A 25,283-nucleotide genomic window follows, 5' to 3' on the forward strand; every position below is an offset into this window, starting at 1 on the left:
CCTCGGACGACTCGTATGGCCGCGTGAGCGGCCGGCAATACTGCTCCCTCCCGCCAAAACGGCGGGAAATTTTTCTTTGGGGACGGGAAGGGAGCCTATTTCTTGGGAAGCCCTGCCAGCAGCAGGAACATGGTCCGGCCTTCGACGCGGGAAGTCTGCTCGACCTTGGCCACATCGGCGAGCATTTCCACCACCCGGTCCAGGATGACCTGTCCGCGATCCTTGTGCGCCATCTCGCGTCCACGGAAAAAGACCGTGACCTTGCAGCGGTCCCCGTCCTCGATGAAGCGACGGATGTGCTTGACCTTGGTCAAGAGGTCGTGGTCGTCGGTGTGCGGCCGGAATTTGATTTCCTTGACCTGGATCTGGGTCTGGCGCTTCTTGGCTTCCTGGGACTTCTTTTTTTCCTCGTAGAGATACTTGCCGTAGTCCATGATCTTGCAGACCGGCGGCTTGGCGTTGGGCGCCACCTCGACCAGGTCAAGACCCAATTGTTCGGCACGTTCCAGGGCCTCGGGCACGCTCATGATGCCCAACTGGTTCCCGTCATCTCCTACAACCCGGATTTCCTTGGCCCTGATTTGCTTGTTCCGGCGGGCCTTAGCAGCTGAAAGAATATCTCATTCCTCCATTTTTAAAGGGTTTCTCGCACTCTTCCCGCAGCAGGGCGGCGAAGGCATCGATGGACATGGCGCCCAGATTGGTGCCGCCGAGCATGCGCACGTTGACGCTGGCCTGCTCGACTTCCTGATCACCGATGACAAGCGCGTACGGAATCTTCTCCAGCTGGGCCTCGCGCACCTTGTACCCGAGCTTCTCGTTGCGCAGATCCAGTTCCACGCGCACCCCTTCGCGCCGCAACGCTTCCTGGCACGAACGGGCAAATTCGTTGTGGTTGTCGGTCACGGTCAGGATGCGGGCCTGCACTGGCGCGAGCCATGCCGGGAAGGCCCCGGCGAAATGTTCCGTGAGGATGCCGATGAACCGCTCGACCGAGCCCATGATGGCGCGGTGCACCATGACCGGCCGGTGCCGCTCGCCATCCTCGCCGACGTATACCAAGTCGAAACGGTCCGGCAAGGTGAAATCGACCTGGATGGTCGAACACTGCCACAGGCGGCCCAAACAGTCGCGCAGCTTGACGTCGATCTTGGGTCCGTAGAAGGCGCCGTCGCCCTCGTTGATGGCGTAGGGCAGGCCCATTTCGTTCATGGCGTCCATGAGGGCGCTGGTCGCCCGCTCCCAGTCCTCGTCGGATCCGATGGACTTCTCGGGACGGGTGCTGATCTCCATGGTGTATTCGAAGCCGAACACGCCCATGAGATCCTGGATCCAGGCCATGACACCCTTGATCTCGTCCTGGAGCTGATCCGGGCGGCAGATGATGTGGGCGTCGTCCTGGGTAAACTGGCGCACGCGCATGAGGCCGTGCAGCACGCCCGAGAGCTCGTGGCGATGCACCACGCCGAACTCGAAGAGGCGCACGGGCAGGTCGCGGTAGCTGCGCTGGCTCGTGTTGTAGATGAGCATGTGCGCCACGCAGTTCATGGGCTTCACGCCGTAGGGGACCTCGTCGATTTCCGTGAAATACATGTTCTCACGGTAGTTGGCGTAGTGCCCGGAGGTCTCCCACAGGTCGCGCTTCAAAATCTGGGGGGTGCGTACGATGCCGTAGCCGCGGCGGATCATTTCCTTGTTCACGAAATCTTCGAGGATGGTCCGCAGCAGGCCGCCCTTGGGGTGCCAGTAGGCCATGCCGGCGCCGCCGCGTTCGTGGAAGCTGAAAAGGTCGAGCTGGGGGCCGAGCTTGCGGTGGTCGCGCTTCTTGGCCTCCTCGATCATGGCCAGATGGGCCTTCAGGTCCTTGGGGGTGGCGAAGGCCGTGCCGTAGATGCGCTGCAGCATGGGGCGGGTGGAATCGCCGCGCCAGTAGGCGCCGGCCACGGAGGTCAGCTTCACGGCCTGCAGGAAGCCCGTGGAGGGCAGGTGCGGGCCGCGGCAGAGGTCGACGAAGTCGCCGTGGCGGTAAACGGACACCCGGTCCGCGCCCAGGTCGTCGATGATTTCGAGCTTGTAGGTCTCGCCCATGGAGGCGAAGAGGGCCTTGGCTTCGCCTGCGCTCATCTCCTCGCGGGAGAAGGGGCGGTTGGCGGCCACGGACGCGCGCATGCGCTCCTCGATCTGCTCCAGGTCCTCGGGGGTGAAGGGGCGCTCGTAATCGAAATCGTAGTAGAAGCCGTTTTCGATGTCCGGGCCGATGGTGACCTTGGCGGAAGGGAAAAGTTCCTTCACGGCCTCGGCCATGACGTGGGCGGCGCTGTGGCGCAGGACGGCCAGGCCCTTGGGGGTTTCGAGGAACACGGGCTCCAGGGTCGCGGTCCCGGCCGGCACGGTCTGCGCCAGATCGATGAGGCTGCCGTCGCATTCGCACGCGACAACGGATTTCATCTTCTTGCCGGAGAGCACGCCGCGCAGGGCGTCGGCGCAGGTCTGCCCCGCCTGAATCTCGATGTCCTGTCCCTGAATCTGAGCCATATGCCTTGCCTCACAAACACGATAGGGAGGCTTGAGCCTCCCTATGAGTTCTTTTTTGGTAGGCGCGAGGAGGGTCGAACTCCTGACCCCTTGCACGTCAAGCAAGTGCTCTCCCACTGAGCTACGCGCCTAAATGGAGAGCCGCATATATCCCCGCATTTGCGAGCATGTCAACACTCTTTTTTCGCATCTTGCGATTTTTTTTCGGAACTGCCATCGCAGGCCCACCGGTCAACATCCATGGAGCCGCAATGAACCCATATCTCGTCATCGTCCTCTCCTCCGTCATCCTGGGCGCGGGCTGGAGCCTCTTCCTCGAATGGCTCAACCTCAAGTCCCTCGCCCCGGCCGCCCCGCCGCTGCTCGCCGACGTCCACGACCCGCAGGCCTACCGCCGCTCCCAGGACTACGCCCGCGCCCGCGGGGCGTGGGACATGGCCGCGCAGACCGTCGGCACGGCGGCCACCCTGGCCTTCATCCTGGCGGGGGGCTTTCCACTGGCCGACCGTCTGGCCCGCATCGCCGACAACGACATTTTCACCGGGCTGGTCTTTTTCTCCCTGCTCTTCATCGGCTCGGAGCTGCTGGGGCTTCCGTTCTCAATATATAGAACATTTGTGCTCGAAGCCCGCTTCGGCTTCAACACCACCACGCCCGGCACCTTCGTCCTGGACAGGCTAAAGGGCTACCTCCTGGCCGCCGTCCTGGGCCTGCCCCTGCTGGCCGCAGTGCTCCTGCTCTTCACATCCTTCGGCCCATGGGCCTGGGCGCTGTGCTGGGCGGTCACGACGCTCTTCTCCGTGACCCTGACCTTCCTCGCCCCGTCCCTGATCATGCCCCTCTTCAACACCTTCACGCCCCTCGAAGACCGCAATCTGCTGGACAGGCTGCGGGACCTGGCCCGGCGCACCGGTTTCGGCCTCGGCGGCGTCTTCGTCATGGACGGATCAAAGCGGTCCACCAAGGCCAACGCCTTCTTCACGGGCCTGGGCCGCACCAAGCGCATCGCCCTCTACGACACGCTGCTGGCAGCCCACGAGACCGACGAGATCGAGGCCATCCTGGCCCACGAAATCGGGCACTACCGCCTGGGGCACATCACCAGGGGCCTCGTCCTGTCCATACTGCAGACGGGGCTGCTCCTCGCCCTGATGGGACAGGCGATCACCCTGCCGGGACTGTACGAGGCCTTCGGCATGACCTCCATGCCCGTGCACGCGGGCCTGGTCTTCTTCCTGCTTCTGTATTCCCCGGTGTCCCTGATGCTGACGCCCTTCTTCGCCGGGCTCTCGCGGCGCCGCGAATTCGAGGCCGACAGGTTCGCCGCCGCGCACCTCCCCTCGCCCGAGCCCCTGATCCGCGCCCTGAAGAAGATTTCCGGGCAGAGCCTGGCCAATCTCACCCCCCACCCCTGGTACGTCTTCTTTCATTACAGCCATCCCCCGCTGGGCGCGAGGATCGCGGCCCTGGCCGGCCTCGGCAAATCCGTTCGCAAATGACGGCCGTCTTTGCAATTCCGGCGATTTCAGCTATCCACGCTGCCATGCACTCCACCCCAAGCCAGGCGCGCACCGTGAACGACACGACACCCTGCATCCTGATCGTCGACGACGAACCGCTGAACATCAAGCTGCTCGACATCGTGCTCACCAAAGGCGGCTACCGCACCATTTCCGCGACCAGCGGACCGGCCGCGCGCGCCGCGGCCCTGGATCAGTCACCGGACCTCATCCTCCTCGACGTCCTCATGCCCGGCGAGGACGGCTACACCACCTGCGAACTGCTCAAGCACGACCCCCGGACCTCGGACATCCCCGTCATCTTCATCTCGGCCCTGACGGACACCTCCAGCAAGGTCCGCGGCCTGGAGGTCGGCGGCGTGGACTTCGTGTCCAAGCCCTTCGAAAAGGCCGAGGTCCTGGCGCGGGTCAAGGTGCACCTGAAGCTGCGGCTGACCTACAAGGCCCTGATCGAGGCCCAGGCCCAGCGCCTGGCCCAGGTCCAGGACGCCCAGCAGGCCCTCCTGGTACAGCCCGGCGACCTGCCCGAGGCGGGATTCGCCGTGCACTTCGAGCCCGTCCTGGAGGCGGGCGGTGATTTCTACGACGTCCTTCGCGTGGGCGGCTCGGCCTTCGACTACATCGTGGCCGACGTCAGCGGGCACGACCTGGGCACGTCCTACGTGACGTCCGCCCTCAAGGCCCTCTTCAGCCAGAACTGCAACGTGGTCACATCCCCGACGGAGAGTCTGACCATGATCAACAGCGTCCTCTGCCGCATTCTGACCGGCGGCACCCACATCACGGCGGGGTTCGCCCGCCTGAACCGCGAACAGCGCACCCTGCACTACGTCAACGCCGCCCACCCCGCCCCGGTCCTGCTGCGCGCCGGCGGCGGCGTGGAGATCCTCCAGGCCACAGGAGACCTGCTCGGCGTGTTCGACTCGGTCCTGTTCGAGCCCTTGTCCATTCCCGTGAACCCGGGCGACCGGCTCTTCATGTACACCGACGGCCTCATCGAGGGCTTCGGCGACGAAAAGATGACCCGGGAGGAAGGCTTGGAGCGCCTGACCGCGACCTGCGCCGCCCATCGCGGCCTGCCCATGGCGCAGGCCGTGGAGGCCATCCACGCCGCCCTCGTCCCTCCCGGCGCGCCGCGCGGGGACGACACCATCCTGCTGGCCCTGGAGGTCTGAACATGCTCGACTTCACGCCCCTGCACCACGGCTTCGCCCTGGAAATGGACACGGACCTGAGCAACGTTGACCTCTGCGTGGAGCGCATCCGGCTCTTCCTGGAGGAACGCGGGGAGCAGGGCCACCTCTTCGCCATTTCCCTCCTGGCGAGGGAGGCCCTGAACAACGCCATGATCCACGGCAACGGGCAGGACCCGGCCAAGCGGGTGTCCTTCAGGTTCACCGCCAGGGACGGCGGGTACGATCTGGAAGTGGAGGACCAGGGACCGGGTTTCGACTGGCGGGGACACATGCAGGCCAGCAGCGACGTCGAGGACGTCCGGGGGCGGGGGCACGAAATCTACCGCAACTATGCCCGCACCGTCAGCTACAACGATCGGGGCAACGCCTTGAGACTGGAATACCGGGGGGAATGATGCAAAGCTTTCAGGTGGAGACCGACGCCAGGGAGGCGATGATCGACATCACCGGCCGCCTGGAGGAACTGCTGCGGGAGGCCGGCGCGCAGTCCGGAATCATGACGGTCTACACCCCGCACACGACAACGGGTCTGACCATCAACGAGGGCGCCGACCCCGACGTCCGCCGGGACATCCTGGCCCATCTGCGGGTCATGGTGCCGAAGCACGCGGGCTTCCGCCACGCCGAAGGGAACTCCGACGCGCACATCAAGGCCACGCTCCTGGGCTCGTCGGTGCAGATCATCGTCGAGCGGGGACGGCTCGTGCTCGGGACCTGGCAGCGCGTCTTCCTCGGCGAGTTCGACGGCCCGCGCAGGCGCACCCTCCACGTCACGATCCTGTCCTGACCCTCACTCCTCGCGCAAAGGGCGCGTCATCAGCTCGCGCACGGCTTCGGCCGGGTTCTTGCCTTCGAAGAGCACCGCATGCACCTGGCCGGTGATGGGCAGCTCGATGCCGAGCTTGCGGCCCAGGGCGAACACGGCTTCCGTCGTCTTGACCCCTTCGGCCACGTTGTGCATGCCCCCCAGAATCTCGTCGAGGGTCTGCCCGCGGCCGATGGCCAGGCCGACGCGGCGGTTGCGGCTCAGGTCGCCCGTGCAGGTCAGGACCAGGTCGCCCATGCCCGAGAGGCCCATGAAGGTGGCGGGGTTGGCGCCCAGGGCCGCGCCCAGGCGCGACATCTCGGACAGGCCGCGGGTGATGAGGGCCGCGCGCGCGTTCTGCCCGAAGCCCAGACCGTCGGAGATGCCCGAGGCGATGGCCATGATGTTCTTGACCGCCCCGCCCAGCTCCACGCCCGTGACGTCGGCGTTGACGTAGACGCGGAAGGTCTCGGTGGAAAAGAGGGTCTGCACCCGGTCGGCCAGGTCCGCATCCGCGCAGCCCAGGGTCACGGCCGTGGGCAGGCCCGCCACCACCTCCGTGGCGAAGGACGGCCCCGAAAGCACCGCGTACCGGGGCTCACGGCCGGCAAGCTCGGCCGCGACCACCTGGCCCATGGTGCGAAACGTCCCCAGTTCCACGCCCTTGCTGGCGCAGACGAATCCCGCGCCGACGGGGAACAGCGCCCGGTTTTCGCGCAGGAAGGGGCCCAGGTTCTGGCACGGAACGGCCAGCACGACGCACCGGGCGTCCTTCAGCACGGCAGCCAGGTCCGCGCTGGCCCGCAGGTCCCGGCACAGGGCCTGCCCAGGGAGATAGCGGGAGTTGGTGCCGGACTCGACGATTTCCCGCGCCGCGTCTTCCCTGCGCGTCCACAGGCACGCGTCCTCCCCTTTCCGGGCCAGCACGTTGGCCAGGGCCGTGCCCCAGCTCCCCCCTCCAAGCACCGCGACGTTCACGCAACCCTCCAGGTTTCCTCGATGTCGGCAAGCCGTCACTATCGGGGATGCGCCCGTTTCTGTAAAGGGTCCTCTTGTCAGCATATGACGAAACGGGTAAGGAGCGACCTCGAACCACGACCGGGAGCCACCGGCGCAACACGAGGAATAGCCGTGCATTTCACCCAGACCGAACACGAAATCCTGCGCATCGTCCAGGACACCCTGCCCGACAGCGCCACCCCCTACGCGGACATCGCCCGCCAGGCCGGCAGCACCGAGGCGGAAGTCCTCGAACTGCTCAAGAAACTGAAGAAAGGCGGACAGATCCGCCGCTTCGGCGCCACCCTGCGCCATCAGCAGGCCGGGTACGGCTTCAACGCCATGGTCGCATGGTACATCGAGGAGGGCTTCGACCCCGACGAGGTGGGCCGCATCATGGCCCGGCGCCCCGAGATTTCCCACTGCTACCTGCGCCCCAACTGCATGGACTGGCCCTACGACATGTACACCATGATCCACGGCAAAAGCCGCGACGACTGCATGCAGGTCGTGCGCGAGCTCGTGGAGCAGACCGGCGTGACGCAGTACGAAATGCTCTTCAGCATCAAGGAGCTGAAGAAGACGTCCATGGAATATTTTTAGCCCCGCATTTGGAGAAAGCCCCATGACCAGATCCCAGGAACTCTTCGAGAAAGCCCAGACCCTCATCCCCGGCGGCGTGAACAGCCCCGTGCGCGCCTGCCGCAGCGTCAGCTGCGACCCGCTCTTTATCGCCAGGTCCATGGGCAGCAAACTCGTGACCGAGGACGGGCAGGAGCTGATCGACTACGTCATGTCCTGGGGCCCCATGCTCCTGGGTCACAACCATCCCGAGGTGGCCGCGGCCATCGCCGCCACGGCGGCCAACGGCACGAGCTTCGGCGCTCCGTGCCGCCTGGAGGTCGAGCTGGCCCAGGCCGTGATCGACGCGGTGCCGGGCATCGAAATGGTCCGCATGGTCAGCTCGGGCACCGAGGCGACCATGAGCGCCCTGCGCCTGGCCCGGGGCTATACCGGACGCAACGGCGTGATAAAATTTCACGGCGGCTACCACGGCCACGCCGACGCCTTCCTGGCCAGCGCCGGGTCGGGCGTGGCCACGCAGTCCATCCCCGGCACCCCCGGCGTGCCCGCCGACGTGGTCAAACACACCCTTCTGGCCCACTACAACGACCTGGACGCTGTCAAAACCCTGTTCGCGAACCACGGCCACGACATCGCGGCGGTCATCGTCGAGCCCGTGGCCGGCAACATGGGGCTGGTCCTGCCCAAGCCCGGATTCCTGGAGGGGCTGCGCGAACTGACCCGGGCCTACGGCGCGCTGCTGATCTTCGACGAGGTTATCACGGGCTTCCGAGTGGCCTTCGGCGGAGCCCAGCAGGCCTTCGGCATCGACCCCGACCTGACATGCCTGGGCAAGATCATCGGTGGCGGCCTGCCCGTGGGCGCCTACGGCGGCAAACGCTCGATCATGAGCCACATCGCTCCCAGCGGCAATGTCTACCAGGCCGGCACCCTCTCGGGGAACCCCCTGGCCATGGCCGCGGGCCTGGCCACCCTGAAGGCCCTGGCTGCCAGCGACTATGCGGCCCTGACCGCGCGGACCGAGGCCTTCTCCCGGGAACTCGAGAACATTTTGCACAGCAAGGGCGTCCCGGTCACGCGCAACCACATCGCCTCCATCTTCACCCTGTTCTTCACCGACAGGCCCGTGACGGACTTCCCCTCGGCCCAGACCGCCGACAGCGGGCTTTTCGTCTCCTACTACCAGCAGATGCGCGCGCAGGGCATCTATCTTGCACCGTCAGGTTACGAATGCGCCTTCACGTCCTTCGCCCACAGCGACGAAGACCTGGAGCGCACACTGGACGCAGCGAAAAGGGTTCGATTCTAAAATGAGGCCCAATTTCTCGGCATCCTTGACTGAAGACCAAGACCGTCGATATAAACGTCCCAGCTTGTGCTTTTTGTAACGTTTCTTTCTGGAGGTAGAAAGAGGATGAAAAAATCACTGTTGTTGAGCCTGATCTGTGCGGCTTTCCTGTCCCTGATCGCCGCCCCGGTCCTGTTCGCCGCCGACGCTCCTGGCGATGACTACGTCATCAAGGCCCCCGAAGGCATGAAGGTCAAGGAAAAGGACGGCAAGCCCGGCGCTCTGCAGAAAGCCGTTCCCTTCCCGCACACCAAGCACGCCACCGTGGAGTGCAAGGAATGTCACCACACCATGGAAGCCGACGGCGGCAAGATCAAGAAATGCACCGACGCCGGCTGCCACGATTCCCTGGAAGCCCGTGGCAAGGAAAACGCCAAGGACATCAAGCTGGTTGAGAACGCCTTCCACGCTCAGTGCATCGAGTGCCACAAGGCCCTGAAGAAGGAACAGAAGCCCACCGGCCCCACCGCCTGTGGCAAGTGTCACACCAAGTAGGGTAAGACCCGAAATTTCGATCAGCACAAGCAAAGGCCGGCCTTTGGTTCGCCCCTGCCGCAGACCCTGCGGCAGGGGCTTTTTTTTCGGCGGGAAATCGGGTAGCCCGCACCGTGCATTGCCCTTGCCGACGCTTCCTGCTAGGAAATGTCGATGCCTCAACGCCAAGAAAGGATCACGCCATGAACACACCGCACGACCCGACGGACGACATCCTGGAGCTCACGGACATCGTGGAGGAAGGAACGCCCGAGGCCCCGGACCTCGACTTCGCCATGGACAGGGCGGTGGACGCCAGAAGCCTTGACGAAGAGCTCGACAACCTCCTGCGCGACACGGACTCCACGCTGAAGGGTGTCCACACGGACGAGACGGGCACGGGCTTCGACACGCTCCTTGCCGGGAACCGCCAGGCTCCTCCGCGCCCGGCCGCTCAACCCGCGGCCCCGCAGGCGGACCTCTCCGACCTGGATGATCTTTTCGGCGCGGTCCAACTCGACGACGCCAACGATACGCAGGATTCCCTGGACATGCTCCTGGACGAGAAGTCGCAGGGACAGGCCGCCGCGGCCGACATCCCCGCGACTGAAGAGATCATCGATCTCGACCTCGAGGTCCCCGGACTCGACGCCGACGACTCGGCCCCGGACCTCCTGGAACTGACGGACGAACTGCTGGCCGACATCCCCGAGACCGTGCTGGTCCCGCCTGCGGAAAGCCTGGCTCCCAAGGCCGATGAGGCGCCCTTCTTTCCCTCTCCGGAAGGCCTTGAACTCGACATCGAGGCAGCCGCCCCGCTTTTCGTGAAGACCCCCGAACTCGAGCCCGAGCCCGAACAACCGCTTATGGTCGCGCCCGACCAGCCGGAGCCGTCCATTTCCCAGGCCGAACTCGAAATCCTGAGCGCTCGCCTGGACGCCCTTGAGGCCAGGCCCGCGCCGGATATCAAACCGGAACAGGTGCTCAGCGCACTGCCCGCTTTCCCCGACGACCTTCCTCTGACCCGCACCCTGCGTGACGACATCCTGCAGACCGTGGAGGAGCGTCTGATCGCGGCCGCCCCGGCCTCGGAACTCGTGCAGTTGCGGCAGCTCGCCTCGGAGCTTTCCACACGCATCGCGGCCGTCGAGGACAGACCCGAACCGCAGGCCGCCGTTCGTCCGGAACAGGTGCTGGCGGCGCTGCCCGACTCCCCCGATGATCTGCCCCTGGCTCGGAACCTGCGCGAAGACATCCTGCAGTCCGTCGAAGCCAGGCTCGCCGCAGCGGCTCCGATCTCGGAACTCGCGGGACTGCGGCAGACCGCCGAGGAACTCTCCGCACGCGTCGCGACCCTGGAGGCCCAGCCGACGCCGACCGTGGAAATCAGCCCGGAACAGGTGCTGGGCGCCCTGCCCGAAACCCCTGAGGCCCTGCCCCTGGCCCGGGCCCTGCGCGAAGAGATTCTCGCCACGGTGGAGGCGAAGTCCGCCCTCATGGTGCAGCCCGAAGATACGGCAAAGCTGCAGCAGGACATCCTCGCCATGCAGAACCAGATCGACGCCATGCCGGAAATCCTGGCCAAGCTGGCTTCGACGACCGCACCGGCGCTGCAGGAACTGGAAAGCGGGCTCGGCGCCCTGCGCATCATGGCGAAGGGCCTGGAACAGGGCCTTGCCGACGTGCAGGCGGCCATGACCCGGAAAGACGCCGACCTGGCCGAGCTGCGCGAAGGCGAGGAGCGGTTGCGGGAGGAAGTCGAGGCCCTGGCCGCCAGGCTGGACGCGATGCCCGCTCCCGAGGCTCTCAAGGCGGACCTTGAGGCGCACGTCCGGCAGCAGGTTCCCGCCGCCGTGGGGCGCATCATCCGCGAGGAGATCCAGGCCCTGCTCAAGGAGCTGGGAGGCTGACGCCGGGCCGGACGGGGCGACCCTTCGGCTCTCGACTCACGGCATGCGGCGTGCTAGGCATTTTGAAAACAATGAAGGGAGGGCTCCAGGGTTTTTCCTTCTTTTTTTGAACCGCCCGGTTTCCCCAAAGCAGGTCGACACCATTCCCCCCGGGCGGTTTTTTTTGTTCTCATGTTCAACCAGCGAGAAAGCCATGGACCAGATCCAGAAGCAGGCCCTGCAGGTCGCCAAGGAAATCGTCGTCAAGTTCATCGAGGTGGGACGCATCTCCCCCTCCAATTTTTCCGAATACTTCGAACCCATTTATGACGACGTGTACCGCACCGTGACCAAGACGGGCCCAGCACCGAGCACAGACAAGGACGCCTCCGTTGAATCCGAATGACCACGGGAAGCGGGTTTCCGGCCTCTTCGACAACATCGCGGCCTGGTACGATTTTCTCAACCACTTCCTGAGCGTCGGGCAGGACATCTACTGGCGCCGCCGTCTGGTCCGCTGCGTCCGCCCCGGGGCCACGCGCACGGTGCTGGACCTGGCCGCCGGAACCCTCGACGTGAGCCGGGAGGTCCGGCGGCAGTTCCCGGAGCTGCGGGTGCTGAGCCTGGACTTCTCGCGGGCCATGCTCTGCAAGGGCAAAGGCAAGATCGTCGGCGAACCGGCCATCCTGCCCGTCCAGGCCGACGGCCGCGCGCTGCCCCTGCCCGACGGGTGCGTGGACACCGTGACCATCGCCTTCGGCATCCGCAACATCCTGCCCAGGACCAACGCCTACCGGGAAATCCTGCGTGTGCTGGCCCCCGGCGGCCGCCTATGCATCCTGGAGTTCGGCACGGGCAAGGCCAGAATCTGGCAGGGCCTGTACAATTTTTACCTGGGCACGGCGCTCCCGCGAATCGGCCGTTTTTTCTCCAAGAACCCCGAAGCCTACCAATACCTGGCCGACACCATCCTGGCATTTCCCGACGCCCGGGCGCTGGCCGGCGAACTGGTTCATGCCGGCTTCGACCAGGTCGGCTACGAGGCGCTGAGCTCCGGGATCGTTTACATCCATGTGGCCCGAAAGCCGGAGTGAGCGCATCCGGCAGGCCTGTCCACCAACTTTGAAGACCCGCTGCACGCAGAAACGATCATGATCACCTTTGACGACATCGCATCCGGCGCAACCCCCGTTGCCGTTGTGGGGCTCGGCTATGTGGGCCTGCCCCTGGCCGTGGCCCTGGGCGACCATTTTCGGGTCATCGGCTTCGACATCTCCGGACGGCGCATCGCGGAGCTGCGCCAAGGCCAGGATTCCACCCGCGAGGTGGAACACTCCCGGCTGGCCGCAGCGCGGGTCGAGTACACCGACGACCCCGCGCGCCTGCGCGAGGCGGGCATCGTCGTCGTGGCCGTGCCCACGCCCATCGACGGCAACCGCAAGCCGGACCTGCGCCCCGTTGTCGGCGCCAGCTCCACGGTGGGCGAGAACCTGCGGCCCGGCAGCATCGTGGTCTACGAGTCCACGGTCTACCCCGGCCTGACCGAGGAGATCTGCGTTCCTCTGCTGGAACAGAAATCCGGCCTGAAATGCGGCCGGGACTTCACCGTGGGCTATTCCCCGGAACGCATCAATCCCGGCGACCGCGTGCACACCCTGGAAAGCATCGTCAAGGTCGTGGCCGGCCAGGACCAGCCCACGGCGGACCTCCTGGCCCGCTTCTACGGCACCGTGGTCACGGCAGGCGTGCACCGCGCGTCGAGCATCAAGGTGGCCGAGGCCGCCAAGGTCATCGAGAACACCCAGCGCGACCTGAACATCGCCCTCATGAACGAGCTGGCGCTCATCTTCGACCGCATGGACATCGACACGAAAGAGGTCCTGCAGGCCGCGGGCACCAAATGGAACTTTCTGCCCTTCCGGCCGGGCCTCGTGGGCGGGCACTGCATCGGCGTGGACCCGTACTACCTGACCTTCAAGGCCGAATCCATCGGCTTCCACCCCCAGGTCATCCTGGCCGGGCGCCGCATCAACGACGGCATGGGCAAGTTCGTGGCCGAGAAGGCCATCAAGGCCATGATCAACGCCGGGTGCCAGATCAAGGGGGCGCGCGTGGGCCTGCTTGGCCTGACCTTCAAGGAGGACGTGCCGGACCTGCGCAACAGCCGCGTTGAGGACATCGTCCACGAACTGTCCGACTACCACGTGGACGTCCTGGTCCACGACCCGCTGGCCGACGCCGCCGAGGCCAAGGACGAGTACGGCGTGGACCTGCTCGCCCTTGACGCCATGAAAGACCTCGACGCCGTCGTCCTGGCGGTCTCCCACGCCCAGTTCGCGGCGCTCGACGCCGATCGTCTGGCCGGCATGTTCCGGCGGCCCGAAGCCGGGATCGTCATCGATGTCAAAGGGTTCCTCGACAGGGATGCCCTGTCGCGCCGCTTCACGTACTGGCGGCTATAGAAGGGAGCGGCGACGATGATCATCCTGGCCTGTGCGACGGAGCTTGAATGCCGTCACGTCCTGACCCGCACGGGACGCAGACCGGACGGGGACACGCGGTTAGACTACGCGGGCCTCGAATTCCTGGCCTGCGTGACGGGCGTGGGCCCGGTGGCCGCCGCCCTGCGCGCGGGCGAACTCCTGGAGCGCCACCCCGCAGCGGCCGGCATCGTGAACCTGGGCATCTGCGGGAGCTTCGACCCTCACACGGCCCTGGGGGCTGTCTGCGTGGCCAGCGCCGAGGTCTGGCCCGAATACGGCGTGCACCGCTCGGACGGGACCGAGGAGCCCTTCGGTTTTCAGATGCTCCAGGACCTGCCGCTGTCCCCGGTCAACCGCCTGGAGCTCGACCCGTCGGCCGCGGCCCGCGGCATGGGCCTCGTTCTGCCCGATAGCTGGCCCTGCGGCACAAGCCTGACGGTGGCTGGCGCAACGGGAGACCCGCAACGCGCGGCGCTCCTCCTGGCCCGCCACGATGCGGCCACGGAGAACATGGAGGGCTTCGGCCTGGCCCTGGCCGCGCATCGCAAGGGCATTGCCTTCCTTGAGGTGCGGACCGTCTCCAACCCCGTCGGCGTGCGCGACAAGACGCGCTGGAACTTCCGCCTGGCCCTGGACTCCCTGGAGTCCGTCCTGCCGACCCTGACCGGAGCTGCCGCATGAACCCGCTTTCCGTGGCCATCTCGCCCTGCCCCAACGACACCTTCATTTTCGGGGCCTGGGTGCTGGGGCTTTCGCCCGCACCCGCCGGCAGGGACAGCCGCTTTTTCTGGCACGACGTGCAGGAGCTCAACCAGGGCGCGTTCAGCGGCGCGTGGGACGTGGTCAAGGTCAGCGCCGCTACGGCTCTGCGCCTGCGGGACACGTACGCCATCCTGCCCTGCGGCGGCGCCTTCGGCCTGGAGCACGGCCCCAAGCTCGTCACCCGCGGGGATTTCCGCGGCGAACCCCGTCGGATCGCAGTTCCCGGCATGGACACAACGGCCATGTGCGTCCTGAACGCGGCCCTGCGGGGAAACTTCACGCCCGTGCCCATGATCTTCCACGCCATCGTCGACTCCGTGCAGGCCGGCGAGGTCGACGCGGGCCTGCTGATCCACGAAACGGCCCTGGTCTACGACCGTTACGGCCTGGCCCTGCATACGGACCTCGGCCGGTGGTGGCGGGAGGAGACCGGGGGCCTGCCCCTGCCTCTGGGCTGCATCGTGGCGAAACGGGAGCTCGGCGACGGTGTCCACTCGGCCCTGGCCGAGGGCATCCGCGCGAGCATCCTGCACGCGCGTTCGGACAGGCCATCGGTCATGCCCTTCATCGCCGCCCTGGCCAGAGAGCTTGACGAGGCCACGCTCGCACAACATATTGCCGCCTACGTGAACGACTTCAGTCTGGACATGGGGCCAGACGGCCAGGCCGCCCTCAACTTGCTGCAAACATTCCGGGATCTGTCATGAACGACGCCTTCGCCCAACTCAAGGTCGCCTTCCTCAAGGAACTTCCGGCCATCAACGCCGCCATCCAGAGGGAGATCGACGCCCTGCACCCGCTGGTCCGCCCCGTGGCCGCGCACGTCATGGACGCCGGAGGCAAGCGCCTGCGGCCCATGCTGACCATCCTCTTCGCCCGCGCCCTGAATTTCAGGGGGGACGACCTGTACACACTGGCCAGCTCCCTGGAATTCCTCCATTCGGCCACCCTGATGCACGACGACATCCTGGACAACGCCGACCTGCGCCGCGGCAGGCAGGCCGCCCACGTGCGCTTCGGCCTCACCCCGACCATCCTGGCCGGCGACGCCCTCCTGGCCCTGGCCAACGAAATCGTGGCCCGCACCGGCGACCCGGCACTGACATCCTGCATCTCCAAAGCCATCATGGAGACGGCCAGCGGCGAAATCATGGAGATCGCCGCCGTGAGCAACGCAAACCTCAGCAGGGCCGAATACCTCGAGATCATCACCGGCAAGACGGCCTACCTGATCCAGTCGGCCTGCGAGTTCGGCGCCATCTCCGCCGGGGCCTCGCAGCGCCAGTGCGCCGCGGCCAGGGAATTCGGCCTGAACCTCGGCATCGCCTTCCAGCTCGTGGACGACGCCCTGGACTACACCTCCGAGGCCGGCACCTCGGGCAAGCCCCTGGGCGGGGACCTGCGCGAGGGCAAGTTCACCCTGCCCCTGCTCCTGTACCTCGAATCCCTGCCCGCAGACGAGCGTAGCAACACGATCCGGGATCTGACCGAAGCGGACCTGCCCGCCGACAGGCAGGATCGGATCATCGCCGACATCGTGGCCGGAGGCTTCGCCGGACGGACCCGCGACGAGGCCAAAACCTACCTGGCACTAGCCAGCCGGGCCTTGGACGTGCTACCCGTGTGCCTGGAAAAAAACCTCCTCGGAGCCGTGATCGATTTCGTTCTGAAGCGGGACAAGTAGCATGACACAACAGGATCGCCTTCCTCCGCGCAATTTCACGACCTCTTTGCGTGCCAGCCTGAAAGCGACCTTCTCCCCCGCCACGGCCCAGCTGCTCCAGGAAGCGGTCAAGCCGGACCCGAATTTCGGGGTCATCGCCTCCATTCTCAAGGCGGACCCCGCCCTGGCCACGGCCATCCTCTCCCTGGTCAACTCCCCCTACTACGGCCAGACCAGCAAGATTTCGGATCTCCAGCGCGCGGCCATCATCCTCGGCAACAACGAGATCCTGCGCATCGCCCTGTCCCTCTCCCTGCAGAAGAACCTGAACAGCACCCTGGAGAAAAACGGCTTCGACACCTTCGCCAACTGGCGGGTCATCGTCTGGGCGGCCTTGGGCGCTGAACTCGTCGCCCGGCGCCTGTGCCCCAGGGAGGCGGAGACGGCGTACATCTGCGCCCTGGTCAAGGACCTGTCCCTCCTGCTCTACGCCGCCACCTACCCCGAAGAAGTGCGGCCTCTCCTCTCACGGCCGGACTTCGTCAACACGGGGCCGTCCTTCATGAGCTGGCAGGAGTGCCTGCCGGAGGACCACTGCTCCCTGACGGCCGAACTCCTCGCCGAATGGAATTTCCCGGAGCACATGGTCGCGGCCATCACCGCCCACCACGACCTCGAAAACCTGTTCGACTACCCGCCCCTGACCCAGGCCGTGATCTTCGGCACCCGCTGGGCCGAAGTGGAATTCCGCACCGACCCCGCCCCGGACGGTCTCGCGCAGCTGCACTTCCTGCTGAAGAAGGCCGGGGCGCTGCCCCCCGAGGGCGTCGAAGGGCTGCGTCAACGCTGCTCGTCGCTTTTCGCCGAGATGTGCTCGGCCATGAACATCACGGAGCTCCCACCGGAAAACCGCTACTACGAGCACTCCCTGCAGGCCATCCAGGACTTCCACTACCAGGCCAAGGAAATCGAGGGCCTGACCGGCGGCAATTCAGCCCTCGCGGCCTGCATCGGCCGGCACCTGCGCTGGAACTGGAACTGCCGCAAGGGTGAGATCATCCTCGACGCGCCGACCAACAAGCACTGGGAGCGCTTCGTCCTGGCCGAGGACGGCGTGAACGGCCCGACCGTGGCGCAGTCCCTCAAGGATTTCAAATCCCACGGCGACTTCACCGTCCGCCTGGAGACCGAGGACGGCGTGGCTGGCGAGCTGCGGCTGCCCGGCTTGCAGGACTCCGGGCAGGCCAGGGCCGAGGCGGCCCTCTACGCCAGGCTGCTGGCCCGCAGCCTGTGGCGACAGATCACCACCGTGGCGCAGCTCGAGATCAAGGCGGAACTGCTCGACATCCTGCCCACCGGAGTCGCCCTCCTCGACACGGACGGCCGCATACTGCGCGCCAACCCCACTTTCGCCCGATTCCTGGGCAGTTCCGCCCAGCTCGAAGACAGGCTGCGCAAGGACATGCCGCCTGAACAGTTCCAAAGCGCCCGGCACGGATGGCGGATGTTCCTCCTAGACCCCGCGCAAAGCGCCCACTGCGCCATTCACGCGCCCCTTGGCCCGTCGGACGCACCCACGTCGCCCTTCGCCCTTTCAAGCTACAAAATTCGCCAAGGCTCCCGGACCAATGTCCTGACCGTGGTCCAGGATCTGCGCGAAATCCGGATCCACGAAATAGAGGCCCTGCACCAGCGGGACTTCCTGAACAACCTGCTGTCCACCATGCAGGACCTGGTTATGACCACCGACAGCAAAGGGGTCATCACCTTCGCCTCGGGGCGTCACGGCGCGTTCCTGAAGGGCCGCAACCTCTTCCAGCTGACGCGACCCATCAACCTGCAGGAAGAGCCTTGGGACATGGAGTTCCTGGAACAGAGCCAGAGCGCCGTGGAGGTCCAGATCGTCCTCGACGACGAGCACCTGCAGCTGGAGCTGGTTTTTTCCCGGTTTGCCCACGGCGCGGAGTACGGCCTCGTGGTCGGCCGAAACATTTCCGCCATCCGCAGGCTGGAACGAAAAATCCGGGAGCAGGCCCTGTTCGACTCCCTGACCCAGGTCTTCAACCGCCACCACCTCGTGCCCCTGCTGGAACGCGAACTGTCCAGGTCCCGACGCACAGCGACGCCCCTGGGCCTCATCTTCTTCGACATCGACAAGTTCAAGGTCTTCAACGACACCTACGGACACCACGGCGGGGACAAGGCCCTGAAGGAACTCGGGCAGCTGCTGCGCGGCGTGCTGCGCAAGGGCCTCGACTTCCCCTGCCGCTTCGGCGGCGACGAGTTCGTCATCATTTCGAGCAATTCCAGCGTGGCGAGCCTGCTGACCGTGGCGGAACGAATCCAGAATGAATTCAAGACCCTGCACAACGGCTCCGTGACGCTGAGCATCGGCATGAGCCTGCTCGAACCCGAGGACACCGCCCATTCCCTGCTTGAACGCTGCGACAAAGCCAATTATCAGGCCAAGGCGCAAGGCGGAAACGCCATCGTGCACCTGCAGACGAACACACCAGTAAATTAAGCACCACCCAGGAGAACAGCATGCCGATCCGAGTCGAAGTGGCTCTGCGCAAGGCAGTCATCGATACCCAGGGCAACAAGACGGCCCACAAGATACACGGCGAACTGGGGCTTCACGTGGATCAGGTCCGGATCGTCCGGGTCTACACCGTCGAAGGGCTGACCGCGGCGCAGGCTGACCAGGCCATCGAGGCCGGCGCCCTGCACGACCCGGTCCTGCACACGGCCCAGACCACTCCCGCGGCCTCGGATTTCGACTGGATCATCGAGGTCGGCTTCCGACCCGGCGTGACGGACAACGAAGGGCGCACCGCCCGCGAGACCCTGCGCACCGTGCTCGGTCTGGGCAAGGACGCCAAACTCGCCGTCTACACCTCCACCCAGTACCTGATCTCGGGCAAGCTGGACCGAGGCCAGGTGGAACACATCGCCAAAGACCTTCTCGCCAACGAGCTCATCCAGCGCTTCCAGATCTCCGACCGCCAATCCTGGGCCGCAAACCCAGGATTCCCGGCCCGCACCGCGGCCGTAACCGGCGAAGCCTCGGACACCGTCGAGATCGTCGACCTCTCGGCTATGAACGACGAGACCCTCATGCGCCTGAGCCGGGAAAATACGCTGGCGCTGAGCCTCGAAGAGATGCGCTGCATCAGGGACTACTACGCCCGCCCCGAGGTCGTCGCCCACCGCAAGGCCAAGGGCCTGCCCGCCGCGCCCACGGACGCCGAACTCGAATGCCTGGCCCAGACCTGGTCCGAACACTGCAAACACAAGATTTTCAGCTCCCGCATCTCCTACGAGAACCGCGAAAACGGCACCACGGCCGAGATCAACAGCCTCTACAAGACCTTCATCCAGGGCAGCACGAAACAGCTCCGCGAACGCATGGGCAAGGACGACTTCTGCCTGTCCGTGTTCAAGGACAACGCCGGCGTCATCCGCTTCAGCGACGACATGAACGTCTGCATCAAGGTCGAGACCCACAACAGCCCCTCGGCCCTGGACCCGTACGGCGGAGCACTGACGGGCATCGTCGGCGTGAACCGCGACCCCATGGGCACGGGCATGGGCGCCAACCTCCTGTGCAACACCGACGTGTTCTGCTTCGCCTCCCCCTTCCATGAAGGCGAGCTGCCGCCGCGTCTCCTGCATCCGCGCCGCGTGTTCGAAGGCGTGCGCGAGGGCGTGGAGCACGGCGGCAACAAGTCGGGCATCCCCACGGTCAACGGCGCCATCGTCTTCCACGAGCGATTCCTGGGCAAACCCCTGGTCTTCTGCGGCACCGTCGGCACCATGCCGGCCACAGTCGCCGGGCGCCCCAGCCACGAGAAGCGGGCCCTCCCGGGCGACCGAATCATCATGACCGGCGGCCGCATCGGCAAGGACGGCATCCACGGCGCGACCTTCTCCTCCGAGGAACTGCACGAGGGCTCGCCGGCCACGGCCGTGCAGATCGGCGACCCCATCACCCAGCGCCGCATGTACGATTTCCTCATGCGCGCCCGGGACCTTGGCCTCTACAACGCCATCACCGACAACGGCGCCGGGGGCCTGAGCTCCTCCGTGGGCGAGATGGCCCAGGACTGCGGCGGCTGCGACATGGACCTGGCCAAGGCGCCCCTCAAGTACGACGGCCTGAGACCCTGGGAAATCCTCGTGTCCGAGGCCCAGGAGCGCATGACCCTGGCCGTTCCGCCCGCCAGCCTCCAGGCCTTCATGGACCTGGCCGCGGAGATGGGCGTGGAGGCCTCGGACCTGGGCTGCTTCACGGACTCGGGCTACCTGCACGTGCGCTACGGCGACAAGATCGTGGCCGACCTGGACATGGCCTTCCTGCATGACGGCGCCCCGCAGATGCGCCTCAAGGCTGCCTGGGAGCGCCCGCAGACATGCTGCTGCGGACAGGCCCCCGAAGCCCGGGTCGCGGACCACCAGGAGTTCCTGCAGGCCATGCTCGGACGCCTGAACATCTGCTCCCGCGAATACGTCATCCGCCAGTACGACCACGAGGTCCAGGGCGGCAGCGTCGTCAAGCCCCTCATCGGCGCCAAGAACGACGGCCCGGCCGACGCGGCCGTTGTCCGTCCCCAGCTCGGCAGCGACAAGGCCCTGGTCATCGCCAACGGCATCTGCCCCAAGCTCTCCGACCTGGACACCTACTGGATGATGGCGAACGCCATCGACGAGGGCGTGCGCAACGCCGTGGCCACGGGCGCGGACATCCGCCACATGGCCGGCGTGGACAACTTCTGCTGGTGCGACCCGGTCCAGTCCGAGAAGACCCCGGACGGCGAGTACAAGCTGGCCCAGCTGGTCCGCGCCAACCAGGCCCTGGCCCACTACTGCCTGGCCTACGGCGTGCCCTGCGTCTCCGGCAAGGACTCCATGAAGAACGACTACACGGGCGGCGGCACCAAGATCTCCATCCCGCCCACGGTCCTCTTCTCGGTCATGGGCGTCATCGACGACTGCACCAAGACCATGACCTCGGACTTCAAACGCCCCGGCGAAACGGTCTACGTCCTGGGCCTGACCAAGAACGAAATGGGCGGCTCCGAATACGCCGACCACCTCGGCGTGTGCGGCGCCGTGCCGCAGGTCGACGCCGTCTCGGCGCGCACCCGCTACGAGCGCATGCACCAGGCCATCACCTCGGGCCTGCTGACCGCGGCCCACGACGTCTCCGACGGCGGCCTGGCCGTGGCCGTGGCCGAAATGGCCCTGGCCGGCCGCACCGGCGCCGACATCGATGGCGACAAGGTCCCGGCCCTGAACTGCCCGCTGCCGGAACAGCGCCTCTACAGCGAATCCGCCAGCCGCTTCGTCGTCACCGTGGCCGACCAAAACCGCGCCGCCTTCGAAGCCCTCTTCGCCGGCGACTTCCTGGCACCCATCGGACAAACCACGGCCGACGGCAAACTCACCCTGCGCGCAGGCGCCACCACCCTGGCCAGCGCCGCAGTCGAGGATCTGGCCGTGGCTTGGAAGAAGACGCTGGATTTTTAAGCATGCCTCCGGCGGGCAGGGGACTCGTCCCCTGCACCCCTTGCATGGGGATGAACTTCAAACGCGAGACGGGCGACCCATTGGGCCGCCCGTCTCGCGTTTACAACCTGTTGAATGGGGTGCAGGGGGCGCGCCCCCTGCCCGCCGGAGGCCTTATTTGTAATAAACCTTGATCTCGTTGGTCATGACGGTCCCCATGCCCGGGGTGGCCTGGCCGCTGGCGATGATGACGTTTTCGCCTGGCTTGAAGCCTGCGTATTCCTGGACGAATTTCTCGGCGCGTTTCTGGTGGCTGCGCGGTTCCAGGGGGCTTTCGACGGGGTTGATGCTCCAGAAGAAGTTCATCCAGCGCAGGATGCGCGCATCGGTGGTCATGGCGTAGATGGGCTGGGCCGGGCGGCGGGAACTGATGTAGCGGGCCGTGGCGCCGGTGGTCGAGTGGCAGACCAGGGCGGCGCTGTCGGCGTTGTCGGCCATGAGGCAGGCCGAGTAGGCCAGAAACTTGGGCGGGTTCTTCTCGGCCTTGGGCATGAAGGGACCGCCGATGCGTTCCAGGTAGTAGGGCTCGGCGTACTGGGCGATCTCGTTGATGAAGCGCACGGCCTCCACGGGGTAGCTGCCGATGGCGGTCTCTTCGGAGAGCATGACGCAGTCGGCGCCGTCGAGCATGGCGTTGGCCACGTCCGTGGACTCGGCCCGCGTCGGGATGGGGTTCTTGACCATGGACAGGAGCATCTGGGTGGCGACGATGGCCGGCTTCTGGGCGTGGCGGCAGGAGCGCAGGATCTTCTTCTGGATGATGGGCAGCTCGGCCGGGCTGCATTCCAGGCCCAGGTCGCCGCGGGCGACCATGATGGCGTCGGCGACCTCGAGGATGGATTCGAGCTTCTCCACGGCGTTCTTGCGTTCGACCTTGGCCACGACGGGAATCCAGGTGCCGTGGCGGGCGATTTCGGTCTTGATGTCCTCGATGTCGTCCTTGCTCTGCACGAAGGACAGGGCCACGGCGTCGATGCCGATGTCGAGGCCCTGGTGCAGGTCGCGGCGGTCCTTGTCGGTCATGGCCGCGACGCGCAGGGTCTTGCCGGGGAAGGCGATGCCCTTGTTGGATGTCAGGATGCCGCCGTTCAGGGCCTCCATCATGACCAGCCGGTCGGGTTCGATGACCTTGACCACGGTGAACTGCAGCATGCCGTCGGACAGGGACACGGGCATGCCCTCGGCCAGGCCTTCGAGAAGTTCGGGTACGTCGAGGCTGATGAAGATGTCGCCCTCGCTCTTGGCCTCCATGTCGGGAGCGCCCAGGCAGACGTAGGCGCCCTTGCGGATCTGCAGGGGCGAGCCCTTGACCTCGCCGATGCGGATCTTGGGGCCGCAGAGGTCGCCCATGACGGTCAGGCGGATGCCGGTCTGCTTTTCGACCTCGCGGATCTTCTGGATGACCGGGCCGAAATAGGCAGCGTCGGCGTGGGAGAAGTTGAGGCGGAAGACCCGCACGCCGAGTTCCACCATCTCCTTCATGACGTTCTGGTCCATGGAGGCCGGGCCCAGCGTGGCCACTATTTTCGTGCGCATAAGCATATCCTCAGTTCTGTGTGTTGGATGACTAGAGGATTCCATACAGGGGTCCGCCGGGCAGGGCAAGGGCGTCCACCTTTTTCTCGATTTCCGTAACGTCCGCGAGCGGCGGGGCGTGATAGGTCTTGAGGCGCGCGTCCACGACCATGGACGAGCAACCCCAGTGCTTGCAGCGGGTGAAGGCGTTCACGCCGTAGGTGTCCGTGGCCGGGTCCGAGCGGGTGAAGGCCACCCAGAGGAAATTGTCCCAGTCTGCGGCCGTGAAGTCTGCGTCGTCGGCCACGACGACGAGGGGAAAGCCGTCCAGGCCGCCCTGGGTGGTCAGGGCCGCGGCCAGTTCTTCCATGGCCGGGTCGTGGGTGTCGCGGGGCCGGTCGTGGGCAGGGCCGGAGAGGACCAGGATGCCCGGGGCGAAGACGCGGGCTCCGTGAAAGCCGTCCGGCAGGTTCAGGGCAGGGGCGCTCGTGGCCAGGGTCCGCTTGGGGCCGCCGGCGGCGGTCCACAGGACCTTGGAGCCCTGGTTCAGGCTGATGCCGGAATAGTCCAGGGTGTCCATGGTCGTGCGGGTGATGAAGTGCAGGTCACGGGAGAGGTCCAGGCGCTCCAGCACGTGGCGGAAGAATTCGGGCACGTGGTGGCAGGACAGGGACGGCTCGTCCTCGCGGGCGGCGATGATGACGTACTTGGACAGGGAGGTCTGGGTCGTGCCGAGGAGCGAAAGGCCGTTGGTAATGAGCTCTTGGGGCTGGCGCTCACCCGCGTAGGGCACGTAGCGCTCGCTGCCCACGGCCAGCAGGAGCGGGTGCACGCCTGCGGCGTCCACGGCGTGGACCTCGTGCACGCCGCCGAAGACCTGGGGGACCAGTTCGGCCGTCAGCTCGTGGATGAAGGCCCCGAACATGGTGTCCTCCTGGGGCGGCCGACCCACGGTGGTGAAGGGCCAGATGGCGTCCTCGCGGTGCAGGACCTCCTCGACGCGCATGACGGGAAAGTCGTGGACCAGGCTGTAGTAGCCGAGGTGGTCGCCGAAGGGGCCTTCGGGCTTCTGGGCCGTGGGGTCGATGTGGCCGCGGATGCAGAAGTCCGCCTCGGCCAGGACGGGCAGGCGGCCGCGGCCCGTGACCATGGGGATGCGGTGGCCTCCGAGGGCGCCGGCGAAAAGGATCTCGGCGATGCCCTCGGGCAGGGGCATGATGGCGGCCAGGGTCATGGCCGGAGGCCCGCCGACGAAGACATTCACGGGCAGCTTCTGCCCGCGGGCGATGGCCTCGGCGTGGTGGTACCCGATGCCGCGGTGGATCTGGTAGTGCAGCCCCACTTCCCTGTCCTGCTCGAAGTCGTTGCCCGAGAGCTGGATGCGGTACATGCCGAGGTTCGAGCCCATGAAGCCGGGCTTGGACGGGCTCTCGGTGTAGACCAGGGGGAGCGTCACGTAGGCCCCGCCGTCCATGGGCCAGGACACGAGTTGGGGCAGCTTCGAGACGGACGTGGTGCGGGCCATGACCGGCCCGGTCTTCACGCTTCTGGGCATGGTGTGCCAGCCGCCCAGGGCCAGGCCGGGCCACAGCCACGGCTTCTTCATGACGGCCGCGGGGTCGGCCTTGGCCGAAAGCATGGCCTCGACGCGGCGCAAGGTGGAGCGGAAGATGAACCGGGTCCGCTCCAGAGTGCCGAAGATGTTCGCGGCCATGGGAAAGGCCGTCCCCTTGACGTTCGTGAACAGGAGCGCCGGCCCGCCGGCCTTGAAGACGCGTCGCTGGATGGCGCCGACTTCGAGATGGGGTTCGACGGGGGTGTCGATGCGGACGAGCTGCTTGGAGCGCTCCAGGTCATCGAGGCAGGACTTGAGGTTGCGGTAGATCATGGGGCGGGCTCCCGAACTGGGCTTGGTGGACGGTATGGACGAGATGGACTGTA

21 protein-coding genes and 1 tRNA gene are annotated in these 25,283 nt (G+C 66.1%); 16 read left to right on the plus strand and 6 right to left on the minus strand.

All coding sequences use genetic code 11. The annotated features are described in order from the left end of the window. Positions 1–95: 95 nt before the first annotated feature. The 3 genes from infC to ACZ5AC_RS14845 form a co-directional block, all read right to left on the minus strand. Positions 96–617: a translation initiation factor IF-3 gene (gene infC / locus ACZ5AC_RS14835; protein WP_464250617.1), complete on the minus strand. Its 522-nt coding sequence runs from the start codon at positions 615–617 to the stop codon at positions 96–98. Then, a complete protein-coding gene (thrS, locus tag ACZ5AC_RS14840) occupies positions 601–2,535 on the minus strand; it encodes a threonine--tRNA ligase (protein WP_464248346.1) in 1,935 nt (644 codons plus the stop codon). Before thrS ends, infC begins: the two co-directional genes overlap by 17 nt. A gap of 56 nt (positions 2,536–2,591) precedes the next feature. Then, positions 2,592–2,666: transfer RNA gene (locus ACZ5AC_RS14845), tRNA-Val, on the minus strand. A gap of 120 nt (positions 2,667–2,786) precedes the next feature. Between ACZ5AC_RS14845 and ACZ5AC_RS14850 the strand changes: the two genes are divergently transcribed. The 4 genes from ACZ5AC_RS14850 to ACZ5AC_RS14865 all read left to right on the plus strand — a co-directional run bounded on the left by ACZ5AC_RS14850 (position 2,787) and on the right by ACZ5AC_RS14865 (position 6,038). Then, positions 2,787–4,034, plus strand: a complete 1,248-nt coding sequence (locus tag ACZ5AC_RS14850; RefSeq protein ID WP_464248347.1) for a M48 family metallopeptidase — start codon at positions 2,787–2,789, stop codon at positions 4,032–4,034. 74 nt (positions 4,035–4,108) lie between these two features. Beyond that, a complete protein-coding gene (locus ACZ5AC_RS14855) occupies positions 4,109–5,230 on the plus strand; it encodes a PP2C family protein-serine/threonine phosphatase (RefSeq protein WP_464248348.1) in 1,122 nt (373 codons plus the stop codon). Positions 5,231–5,232: 2 nt separating this feature from the next. Further along, a complete protein-coding gene (locus ACZ5AC_RS14860) occupies positions 5,233–5,646 on the plus strand; it encodes an ATP-binding protein (RefSeq protein ID WP_464248349.1) in 414 nt (137 codons plus the stop codon). Beyond that, complete coding sequence (locus ACZ5AC_RS14865) at positions 5,646–6,038, plus strand: secondary thiamine-phosphate synthase enzyme YjbQ (RefSeq protein WP_464248350.1); 393 nt, start codon at positions 5,646–5,648, stop codon at positions 6,036–6,038. The genes ACZ5AC_RS14860 and ACZ5AC_RS14865 overlap by 1 nt, the downstream gene beginning before the upstream one ends. Positions 6,039–6,041: 3 nt before the next feature. On the opposite strand, the gene ACZ5AC_RS14870 is transcribed toward ACZ5AC_RS14865, so the two are convergent. After that, entirely contained in the window at positions 6,042–7,034 is a 993-nt protein-coding gene (locus ACZ5AC_RS14870; RefSeq protein WP_464248351.1) for an NAD(P)H-dependent glycerol-3-phosphate dehydrogenase, read from the minus strand. 153 nt (positions 7,035–7,187) lie between these two features. Here ACZ5AC_RS14870 and ahbB point away from each other — a divergent pair, with 153 nt between their 5' ends. The 12 genes from ahbB (at position 7,188) to ACZ5AC_RS14930 (ending at position 21,788) form a co-directional block, all read left to right on the plus strand. After that, positions 7,188–7,658 carry a siroheme decarboxylase subunit beta gene (gene ahbB / locus ACZ5AC_RS14875; protein ID WP_464248352.1) on the plus strand — a complete coding sequence of 157 codons (471 nt, stop codon included), beginning with the start codon at positions 7,188–7,190 and terminating at the stop codon, positions 7,656–7,658. 22 nt (positions 7,659–7,680) lie between these two features. Further along, entirely contained in the window at positions 7,681–8,949 is a 1,269-nt protein-coding gene (hemL, locus tag ACZ5AC_RS14880; RefSeq protein WP_464248353.1) for a glutamate-1-semialdehyde 2,1-aminomutase, read from the plus strand. A gap of 105 nt (positions 8,950–9,054) precedes the next feature. Beyond that, positions 9,055–9,483, plus strand: a complete 429-nt coding sequence (locus ACZ5AC_RS14885; RefSeq protein ID WP_464248354.1) for a cytochrome c3 family protein — start codon at positions 9,055–9,057, stop codon at positions 9,481–9,483. 182 nt (positions 9,484–9,665) lie between these two features. Then, the gene (locus ACZ5AC_RS14890; RefSeq protein ID WP_464248355.1) at positions 9,666–11,372 is read left to right on the plus strand and encodes a hypothetical protein; all 1,707 of its coding nucleotides are present in this window, start codon (positions 9,666–9,668) and stop codon (positions 11,370–11,372) included. Positions 11,373–11,565: 193 nt separating this feature from the next. Beyond that, on the plus strand, positions 11,566–11,757 hold the full coding sequence (locus ACZ5AC_RS14895; protein ID WP_464248356.1) for a hypothetical protein: 192 nt from the start codon (positions 11,566–11,568) through the stop codon (positions 11,755–11,757). After that, the gene (locus ACZ5AC_RS14900; RefSeq protein ID WP_464248357.1) at positions 11,744–12,445 is read left to right on the plus strand and encodes a ubiquinone/menaquinone biosynthesis methyltransferase; all 702 of its coding nucleotides are present in this window, start codon (positions 11,744–11,746) and stop codon (positions 12,443–12,445) included. Before ACZ5AC_RS14895 ends, ACZ5AC_RS14900 begins: the two co-directional genes overlap by 14 nt. 57 nt (positions 12,446–12,502) lie before the next feature. Beyond that, positions 12,503–13,813, plus strand: a complete 1,311-nt coding sequence (locus ACZ5AC_RS14905) for a nucleotide sugar dehydrogenase (protein WP_464248358.1) — start codon at positions 12,503–12,505, stop codon at positions 13,811–13,813. A 15-nt stretch (positions 13,814–13,828) separates the two neighbouring features. Continuing rightward, the gene (gene mqnB / locus ACZ5AC_RS14910; RefSeq protein ID WP_464248359.1) at positions 13,829–14,515 is read left to right on the plus strand and encodes a futalosine hydrolase; all 687 of its coding nucleotides are present in this window, start codon (positions 13,829–13,831) and stop codon (positions 14,513–14,515) included. Next, positions 14,512–15,303, plus strand: coding sequence for a 1,4-dihydroxy-6-naphthoate synthase (locus tag ACZ5AC_RS14915; RefSeq protein ID WP_464248360.1), 792 nt, complete (start codon positions 14,512–14,514; stop codon positions 15,301–15,303). Before mqnB ends, ACZ5AC_RS14915 begins: the two co-directional genes overlap by 4 nt. Continuing rightward, on the plus strand, positions 15,300–16,280 hold the full coding sequence (locus tag ACZ5AC_RS14920) for a polyprenyl synthetase family protein (RefSeq protein WP_464248361.1): 981 nt from the start codon (positions 15,300–15,302) through the stop codon (positions 16,278–16,280). The genes ACZ5AC_RS14915 and ACZ5AC_RS14920 overlap by 4 nt, the downstream gene beginning before the upstream one ends. Before the next feature lies 1 nt (position 16,281). Further along, the gene (locus ACZ5AC_RS14925) at positions 16,282–18,783 is read left to right on the plus strand and encodes a sensor domain-containing diguanylate cyclase (RefSeq protein WP_464248362.1); all 2,502 of its coding nucleotides are present in this window, start codon (positions 16,282–16,284) and stop codon (positions 18,781–18,783) included. Positions 18,784–18,803: 20 nt separating this feature from the next. Continuing rightward, a complete protein-coding gene (locus ACZ5AC_RS14930; protein WP_464248363.1) occupies positions 18,804–21,788 on the plus strand; it encodes an AIR synthase-related protein in 2,985 nt (994 codons plus the stop codon). Between the two features lie 153 nt (positions 21,789–21,941). Here the strand turns inward: ACZ5AC_RS14930 and pyk are convergent, their stop codons facing one another. Next, entirely contained in the window at positions 21,942–23,363 is a 1,422-nt protein-coding gene (pyk, locus tag ACZ5AC_RS14935; protein WP_464248364.1) for a pyruvate kinase, read from the minus strand. Between the two features lie 31 nt (positions 23,364–23,394). After that, positions 23,395–25,230, minus strand: coding sequence for a UbiD family decarboxylase (locus ACZ5AC_RS14940; protein ID WP_464248365.1), 1,836 nt, complete (start codon positions 25,228–25,230; stop codon positions 23,395–23,397). Positions 25,231–25,283: the final 53 nt, after the last annotated feature.

This window comes from Desulfomicrobium aestuarii (assembly GCF_055385525.1).

What these genes read in the sequence shown, in the direction of transcription:
- ACZ5AC_RS14850 (WP_464248347.1), top strand. Translation starts at nt 2,787, where the DNA reads ATGAACCCATATCTCGTCATCGTCCTCTCCTCCGTCATCCTGGGCGCG.
- ACZ5AC_RS14925 (WP_464248362.1), top strand. Translation starts at nt 16,282, where the DNA reads ATGACACAACAGGATCGCCTTCCTCCGCGCAATTTCACGACCTCTTTG.
- hemL (WP_464248353.1), top strand. Translation starts at nt 7,681, where the DNA reads ATGACCAGATCCCAGGAACTCTTCGAGAAAGCCCAGACCCTCATCCCC.
- thrS (WP_464248346.1), bottom strand. Translation starts at nt 2,535, where the DNA reads ATGGCTCAGATTCAGGGACAGGACATCGAGATTCAGGCGGGGCAGACC.
- ACZ5AC_RS14890 (WP_464248355.1), top strand. Translation starts at nt 9,666, where the DNA reads ATGAACACACCGCACGACCCGACGGACGACATCCTGGAGCTCACGGAC.
- ACZ5AC_RS14895 (WP_464248356.1), top strand. Translation starts at nt 11,566, where the DNA reads ATGGACCAGATCCAGAAGCAGGCCCTGCAGGTCGCCAAGGAAATCGTC.
- mqnB (WP_464248359.1), top strand. Translation starts at nt 13,829, where the DNA reads ATGATCATCCTGGCCTGTGCGACGGAGCTTGAATGCCGTCACGTCCTG.
- ACZ5AC_RS14930 (WP_464248363.1), top strand. Translation starts at nt 18,804, where the DNA reads ATGCCGATCCGAGTCGAAGTGGCTCTGCGCAAGGCAGTCATCGATACC.
- ACZ5AC_RS14885 (WP_464248354.1), top strand. Translation starts at nt 9,055, where the DNA reads ATGAAAAAATCACTGTTGTTGAGCCTGATCTGTGCGGCTTTCCTGTCC.
- ACZ5AC_RS14905 (WP_464248358.1), top strand. Translation starts at nt 12,503, where the DNA reads ATGATCACCTTTGACGACATCGCATCCGGCGCAACCCCCGTTGCCGTT.
- ACZ5AC_RS14920 (WP_464248361.1), top strand. Translation starts at nt 15,300, where the DNA reads ATGAACGACGCCTTCGCCCAACTCAAGGTCGCCTTCCTCAAGGAACTT.
- ACZ5AC_RS14915 (WP_464248360.1), top strand. Translation starts at nt 14,512, where the DNA reads ATGAACCCGCTTTCCGTGGCCATCTCGCCCTGCCCCAACGACACCTTC.
- pyk (WP_464248364.1), bottom strand. Translation starts at nt 23,363, where the DNA reads ATGCGCACGAAAATAGTGGCCACGCTGGGCCCGGCCTCCATGGACCAG.
- ACZ5AC_RS14865 (WP_464248350.1), top strand. Translation starts at nt 5,646, where the DNA reads ATGCAAAGCTTTCAGGTGGAGACCGACGCCAGGGAGGCGATGATCGAC.
- ACZ5AC_RS14860 (WP_464248349.1), top strand. Translation starts at nt 5,233, where the DNA reads ATGCTCGACTTCACGCCCCTGCACCACGGCTTCGCCCTGGAAATGGAC.
- ACZ5AC_RS14940 (WP_464248365.1), bottom strand. Translation starts at nt 25,230, where the DNA reads ATGATCTACCGCAACCTCAAGTCCTGCCTCGATGACCTGGAGCGCTCC.